This is a genomic window from Caulobacter sp. (assembly GCF_035254145.1).
Classification (GTDB): Bacteria; Pseudomonadota; Alphaproteobacteria; order Caulobacterales; family Caulobacteraceae; genus Caulobacter.
On sequence record NZ_DATFAV010000073.1, the window covers coordinates 1 to 6,250 of the forward strand.

At 66.6% G+C, this 6,250-nt stretch carries 8 protein-coding genes and 1 tRNA gene; 4 read left to right on the forward strand and 5 right to left on the reverse strand.

Going from position 1 to position 6,250, the window contains the following annotated elements:
- Window positions 1-777, reverse strand: a 777-nt coding sequence (locus VJ655_RS04000; protein ID WP_324109777.1) for a hypothetical protein, incomplete at its 3' end; no start/stop codon positions are given.
- A gap of 70 nt (window positions 778-847) precedes the next feature.
- A complete protein-coding gene (locus tag VJ655_RS04005; RefSeq protein ID WP_324109778.1) occupies window positions 848-1,426 on the reverse strand; it encodes a type 1 glutamine amidotransferase family protein in 579 nt (192 codons plus the stop codon).
- A gap of 53 nt (window positions 1,427-1,479) precedes the next feature.
- On the opposite strand from VJ655_RS04005, the gene msrB reads away from it, so the two are divergent.
- Both msrB and VJ655_RS04015 read left to right on the forward strand, forming a co-directional pair.
- Entirely contained in the window at window positions 1,480-1,959 is a 480-nt protein-coding gene (gene msrB, locus VJ655_RS04010) for a peptide-methionine (R)-S-oxide reductase MsrB (RefSeq protein WP_324109779.1), read from the forward strand.
- Between the two features lie 127 nt (window positions 1,960-2,086).
- Window positions 2,087-2,737 (forward strand): alpha/beta hydrolase, encoded by a 651-nt coding sequence (locus VJ655_RS04015; protein WP_324109784.1) that lies wholly within the window; start codon window positions 2,087-2,089, stop codon window positions 2,735-2,737.
- On the opposite strand, the gene VJ655_RS04020 is transcribed toward VJ655_RS04015, so the two are convergent.
- Window positions 2,694-3,416, reverse strand: a complete 723-nt coding sequence (locus VJ655_RS04020; protein ID WP_324109780.1) for a LamG-like jellyroll fold domain-containing protein — start codon at window positions 3,414-3,416, stop codon at window positions 2,694-2,696. The two genes, VJ655_RS04015 and VJ655_RS04020, sit on opposite strands and share 44 nt — an antisense overlap.
- Window positions 3,417-3,742: 326 nt before the next feature.
- Here VJ655_RS04020 and VJ655_RS04025 point away from each other — a divergent pair, with 326 nt between their 5' ends.
- Window positions 3,743-4,465 carry a class I SAM-dependent methyltransferase gene (locus tag VJ655_RS04025; protein WP_324109781.1) on the forward strand — a complete coding sequence of 241 codons (723 nt, stop codon included), beginning with the start codon at window positions 3,743-3,745 and terminating at the stop codon, window positions 4,463-4,465.
- Window positions 4,466-4,701: 236 nt separating this feature from the next.
- Here the strand turns inward: VJ655_RS04025 and VJ655_RS04030 are convergent.
- Window positions 4,702-4,786, reverse strand: a tRNA-Leu gene (locus VJ655_RS04030).
- Between the two features lie 100 nt (window positions 4,787-4,886).
- On the opposite strand from VJ655_RS04030, the gene VJ655_RS04035 reads away from it, so the two are divergent.
- Window positions 4,887-5,882, forward strand: a complete 996-nt coding sequence (locus VJ655_RS04035) for a P1 family peptidase (RefSeq protein ID WP_324109782.1) — start codon at window positions 4,887-4,889, stop codon at window positions 5,880-5,882.
- Here the strand turns inward: VJ655_RS04035 and VJ655_RS04040 are convergent.
- On the reverse strand, window positions 5,869-6,250 hold a 382-nt coding region (locus tag VJ655_RS04040), incomplete at its 5' end, for a MarR family winged helix-turn-helix transcriptional regulator (protein WP_324109783.1). The two genes, VJ655_RS04035 and VJ655_RS04040, sit on opposite strands and share 14 nt — an antisense overlap.

A 6,250-nucleotide genomic window follows, 5' to 3' on the forward strand; every position in this document is an offset into this window, starting at 1 on the left:
CGCCACGGTGCGCGCTTCCGAGGCCGGATACCATTCGTCATTGGCCGACTTGCGGCGGCAGCGGCCCCTCGCGTCGAGGATGACGTTCCCGTTCGCATCCCGCACCGCGTTGAACCAGGGACAGAAGACGCCATCCTCCTGAGCCTCGTGCAGCAGGCCGGGATTGTTCATCTCGAAGCCGACATAGTAGCGCGACACGCCGGTGCGACCGGTGGCGGGGCACAGGCTGACGCCGGCGTGCGAGCCCCATTCGCCCCACTCGAAGTTCTCGGGCAGATAGATCGTCCCGCCGCGGCTGATTTCGCCATAGTGAAAGCCGTTGGCCTGACCCGAACGCATCATGTCCAGGGTCCGGGTGTCGGAGTCCTCGAGGCCGTTCCCCGCCTTCTTGATGCGATAGGCGTCGAAGTGGACGATCAGGCCCTCCAGCCCGTTTGGTCGCCGTCCCTGGATTCTGTGGCGCACGCCCGTGGCGACCTTGAAGCGGGGCGGGGCGTAGTCTTTCAGTTGGTTGCGGTCGGGTCGCTCGCCGTCTTCCTCGACGATAGGACGAAAGTCGCGACACGCGCCGGCCCAGACGAATTCGCCGCCGCCCAGGTCGAACCACTGGCCGACGCCCGACACCACCTCGCCGGTCTTCGAGCCCCTGACCGGAAAGCGGGTTCCAGCCTCGATCATCCGAACTCTGGGCGAGGATGTGCGCGGCTTGCCTTGCCGGACGTTCAAGCGCCCGGCCGCTTCGACCATCCCCGGTCCCGTCGGAAACGGATCCGCCATGTCACCCCTCCCCCGCGAAGGCGGCGCGACCCTAGCATGCGGGCGTTAGAAATACAATTTATAAGAGAATTCAGGTAGCGGAGAACTCCCGAGCGAACATGGCCTCGTAGCCGGCGATCAGGTCCTCGGCCTCGGGCGCGACCAGCCGCGCCACGGCGGCGGCGAAGGTCACCGGGGCCAGGCCCGAGGCGCTGACAACCTTGCCATCGCTGACCGCCTTGGGCGTGTCGACATAATGCTCGCCCCCCGCATAGCCGGGCACGACGCCGTCCAGCCACGCCTTGCCGTTCGAGGTGTGCTTGCGCCCCTCGAAGAGGCCCGCGCGGGCCAGGGCCGTCGTGCCGGCGCAGATCCCCGCGATGGGCTTGCCGTCCGCGAACGCCTGGCGCAACAACGAGGAGATCGCCGTGTTCTCGCCCTTCGACCATTCGTCGCTGCCGATCAGGATGAAGAGATCGGCGTCGCTGAGCACCGGATCGTCGAACCGATAGTCGGCCGCGGCGAGGATCCCGCCGATGGAGGTTTCCGGATCGCCGGCCGGGGTGGCGATCTCGATCTGGACCTTCAGGTGCCGGCGCAGCAGGGCCAGCACGGCGCCGGCCTCCCAATCGGCCCAACCCGGCTGCAGAAAGGCGACGGCGACGGTCATGGGAGCGCTCCTGGTTCTACCGTTTCGAGGCGCGAGCGCCTACATTGGCTGTCATGACAGACGCAGCCATCCTTTCAACCGTCGGCTTTGACCTAACCCCGCCGACGGACGCCGAACGCGAACGCCTGGAAGCCGACCTGACGGCCGAGGAGGCGCGCGTCCTGCTGCACCACGGCACCGAGGCGCCGTTCTGCGGCGGCCTGCTGGGCGAGAAGAACCCCGGCGCCTATTGCTGCCGCCTGTGCGGCCTGCCGCTGTTCAAGCACGAGACCAAGTTCGAGAGCGGCACCGGCTGGCCCAGCTTCTACGCGCCCTTCGCCGAGGACCACGTGGTCGGGGTTCGCGACACCTCGTACGGCATGGTCCGCATCGAGACCCGCTGCGCTCGCTGCGACAGCCATCAGGGCCACGTCTTTCCCGATGGCCCGGCCCCGACGCGCCTGCGCTACTGCATCAATTCAGTGTCGCTGCAGTTCGTGAGGGACGGCGATCCCCTGCCCGACCCGCTGCATCGCGGTGACCGGATCACCTGACAGCGCGCTGAAAGCGCGGTCTCGCCCCAGCTTTTCTCAATTCCTATAGAGTTGATATGAATTGAAGCGAAGCGCCTGAAAGAGGCATGTGCGGCTCGACGGCCTGAAGCTGCTCAGAGTGCGCATCGTGACCCCAGCCCCTTTCGCCTTCGAAGCCCCCCGTCGGCGGCGCCACGACTCCGACGGCCCGCCGATCCTGATCGTGCCGGGGCTCTACAATTCCGGCCCCGACCACTGGCAAACCCATTGGGAGCGCGAGCTGCCGAACGCCGAGCGCGTCGATCAGCAGGACTGGGAGCGCCCCCTGCTCGGCGACTGGACGATCAGCCTGGCCGAGGCCGTGCGCCAGCGCCCCGGCGCGATCCTGGTGGCCCACAGCCTGGGCTGCGCCCTGGTCGCTCATTTCGCTCAGGTGACCGGCGGTCGCGGCGTCGGCGGCGCCATGCTGGTCGCGCCGGCGGACGTCAATCGCGAGGGCCCGGCCGGCCGCCTGCTGGTCGGGTTCTCGCCGATCCCGCGCCAGCGCCTGCCGTTCCCGAGCCTTGTCGTCGCCAGCCGCGACGACCCCTATGTCGAGATCGAGCGCGCCGAGGCCTTCGCGCGCGGCTGGGGTTCAGAGTTCGTCGACCTGGGCCGCGCCGGCCACATCAACGTCGATTCCGGCCATGGCCCCTGGCTCAAGGGCCGCACCCTGTTGAAGGGTCTTGTCGATCGGGTCGAGATCGCCGGCGACTCTAGGCCCGCAACAACGCCTCGGGCGCCAAGGCGCGAGGTGTGAAGCGCGCCTCGCGCACGGCGCCCTTGAAGTAGTCGACCTTGTTCATCCGCGCGCCGACCGAGGCGCGCCCCACGCCCTGTGGTTTGAAGGCCATCTCGGCCTCGCCCTGCAACTGCCCGTCGACGAACGCGCGATAGGTCTTGCCGTCATAGCTCTGGGCCACCCAATACCAGCGCCCTACCGGGAACAGCTTGTCCTGAAACAGCAGGGTCTGCTTGTAACCGGGGCCGGTGGCGAAGGCGTCGAGGCTCCAGGCCTCTCCGGTGACGCGAATCTCGAACAGCATGCGCGTGACCGATGGCGGCGCGCCGGGCTCCTCCTCGTTGAGGTGGAACCAGCGCTGGGCGAACACGCCGCCGTCGGGACGGAACAGCGCCTCGAAGGTGAATTGCGACATGCCGGTCAGCGGGTGGCGGTCGATCACCAGCCGGTCGTCGACGCCATCGAACCGCACGGCCTTGCCATAGGGGCTGTCGACCAGACGCGGGTCGCCCTCGACCGTGGTCAGCGCCCCGCCGATGTTAGACAGGCGATCGAAGATCCAGCGCGTCTGGTCGGGCGCGTCGCGCGGCGGCCGTCGGCCCATGGCCGAGGCGCCGAGACCGCCTGACAGCGCCCCCAGCCCGCCCAGGACGGATCGCCGGCCGATAAGCTCGCCGAAAGCTCGGATCGCGCTCATGTGCCCCCCTGCCCTCAACCTTTATGACACCGGTATCAAAGGCCATGCTGGGACGACGCCGGGGCTTTTTCAAGCCAAATCCAGATGCGCTCCTTTTTGAATAAGGGGGATGGCGCGGCCGGTCGGATACCAGAGCTCGCCCCAAGGTAGTTCAGCGCGCATTGTAACCTAGACTTGCCCGCCGATATGACCCAGTGTGGACCCGCGGAACGCCGTTCTTCGTGTGTAAAAACGGGGGCCTTATGCTGGCAACGTTCGTACGCCTGAACCGGGCGCTATCAAGTCGATCCACGTCGCTCGCCATTCGAAATAGCGGCTGTTTCGCCATGTTTCCGAAGGTGACCGAGATGGTCCTCCTTCATCCAGAAACGACACGCGTTGTCGATGCAGGCGCGGGAGCAGCGTGGTGTTTCCCGACAGAATTCAAAACCGATGCGAACATCCACTTGATCGGGATAGATATCGACGCCGAGGAGATGGAACTCAACCCGGCCTTGGACGAGAGGATCGAGAGTAGCGTCTGCGAGCCGTTCCCGGTTCAGCCCGGAACCATAGACGCGATAACTTCAAATTTCGGCGTCGAGCACTTCCCAGACAATGAGGCGTTTCTGCGAAACTGCTTCGACAGCTTACGGCCGGGCGGCAGGGTTATCGCTCTATTTCCTAGCCGATACGCCAGTTTTGCGATCCTGAACCGCCTGACCCCTCGCGGCCTCAAGCTCACGCTACTCAAGCACTTCAGGCCGGACGTGGCCGATCACACCGGCTTCACGGCCTTCTACGACAGAACGGACTATGGGAATTTCACAAAGGTCGTTAAGCGCGTCGGGCTAGAGGTGGAATTCTATCACCCAAGCTATTTTCATAGTTATTTCGCGTTCTTCTACCCACTGCACCTTGGGATGATACTGTCCGGGGCGCTCAGGCTCATGTTCGGGGCCAGGAGTTTAGCAACATACAACCTCTTCGTCCTGAGAAAGCCTGGACCTCGCGATTCTTTGAGATTTGGTCAGGAGCGACACTCTTTAGGGACTAGCAGACCGAAATAACCAAACTCCCTGCTAACGCCCAGCTCAGATTACATACACATCCGCCGTCCGTCGGTTCGATTGGAAGATGGCCCAGGAACGCCACTCTGAATCCCTGAAACAAATCGGGACTGGTGGCGCCAGCTAAATGCGGAAAATAAGAAAGTCGGGGGAAACCAAAGGAAATCATATCCTTTACCCTGAACGGAAATATCCCCCAGCGGGGCAATACTTCACAAACCTATTGAAAAGATTGATGGTGCGGGCGGTCGGGGTCGAACCGACACTCCTTTCGGAACCGGATTTTGAGTCCGGCGCGTCTACCAGTTTCACCACGCCCGCAGGCTTCGCCTTCGCGAAGGGTGGTCTTCCTAGCAGGCGTCGACGGCGAATTCCAGTCTCGCGACGACCGGTTTAGCATCTGGCGTCACGGAGATTCCCCATGCCCAGACCCGGCCCGCGCAACCTGATCACGGACGTTCCCGGGCTGACCGTCGGCTGCGTCGAGGACGAGTCCGTCCGCACCGGCGTCACGGTGCTGCTCTGCCCGGACGCCTGGACGGCCGCGGTCGACGTTCGTGGCGGCGGGCCGGCGGTGCGCGAGACCGACACCTTGAGGCCGGAGAACAGCTTCAGCCGCGCCCACGCCATCTGCCTGTCGGGCGGTTCGGTGTTCGGCCTGGGCGCGGCCGACGGGGCGGCGATCGCCCTTTCGGCCCGCGAGGTCGGGATCAAGCTGGCCGCCAACTCCCCGGCGATCCCGATCGTGCCGGCCGCGGCGCTGCACGACCTTGGCAATGGCGGCGACAAGACCTGGGGACTCTCCCCGCCCTATCGGGAGCTTGGCATGAAGGCGGTCGAGGCCGCGGGCGTCGATTTCGCCCTGGGCTCCGTCGGGGCCGGGCGCGGGGCGATGGCGGGCGTGGTCAAGGGCGGGCTGGGCTCGGCGTCGCTGGATCTGGGCGACGGGCTGGTGGTCGGGGCGCTGGTGGCGGCCAATCCGGTCGGCTCGGTCTATATGCCCGACGGCGAAACCTTCTGGGCCTGGCCGTTCGAGATCGACGGCGAGTTCGGCGGCGGCCGTCCCGGCGCCATGGCGGCCGCTGTCGAGCCGATGCCGGACGACACCAAGCTGGGCGCAATGGGCCGACTGCGGCCCGGGGCCAACACCACCCTGGCCATCGTGGCGACCACCGCCGACCTGACCACCGCCGAGGCCCAGCGGATGGCGATGATGGCGCACGACGGCATGGGACGCGCGGTGCGGCCCGCTCACACGCCGTTCGACGGCGATATCGTCTTCGCCCTGGCCTCGGGGGCCGTCGCGCTGGGCGAAGCGCCCGCGCGGCGGGTCAGCCTGGCCCGGCTAGGCTCGGCCGCGGCCGATTGCCTGGCGCGCGCGATCGCCCGAGCCGTCTACGCGGCTAAGCCGGAGTGATCGTCTCGCCGCCGGCCAGTTGGATGGCGGCGGTCTCGAGGTGATTCAGCAGGCGCTTGAAGGTCGCCACCTCGCTGGGCGCCAGGCCCGCCAGCAGCGTCGCCTCATAGGCCAGGGCCAGGGGCGCGATCTCGGCGAACAGCCGGCGGCCGGCGGCCGTCAGCTCCAGGGTGTGCGAGCGGCGATCCGAACGGACCGTGGTGCGGGCGACCAGGCGGCGCACCACCAGCTCCTGGGCCGCGCGACTGACGCGCACCTTGTCCATCGCCGTGCGCGTGACGGCGGTGTGCTGGGTCAGGCCGCCCTCGGCCAGCACGGACATCAGACGCCACTGGGGAATGGTGAGGCCGAACCGGTCCTCGTAGGCG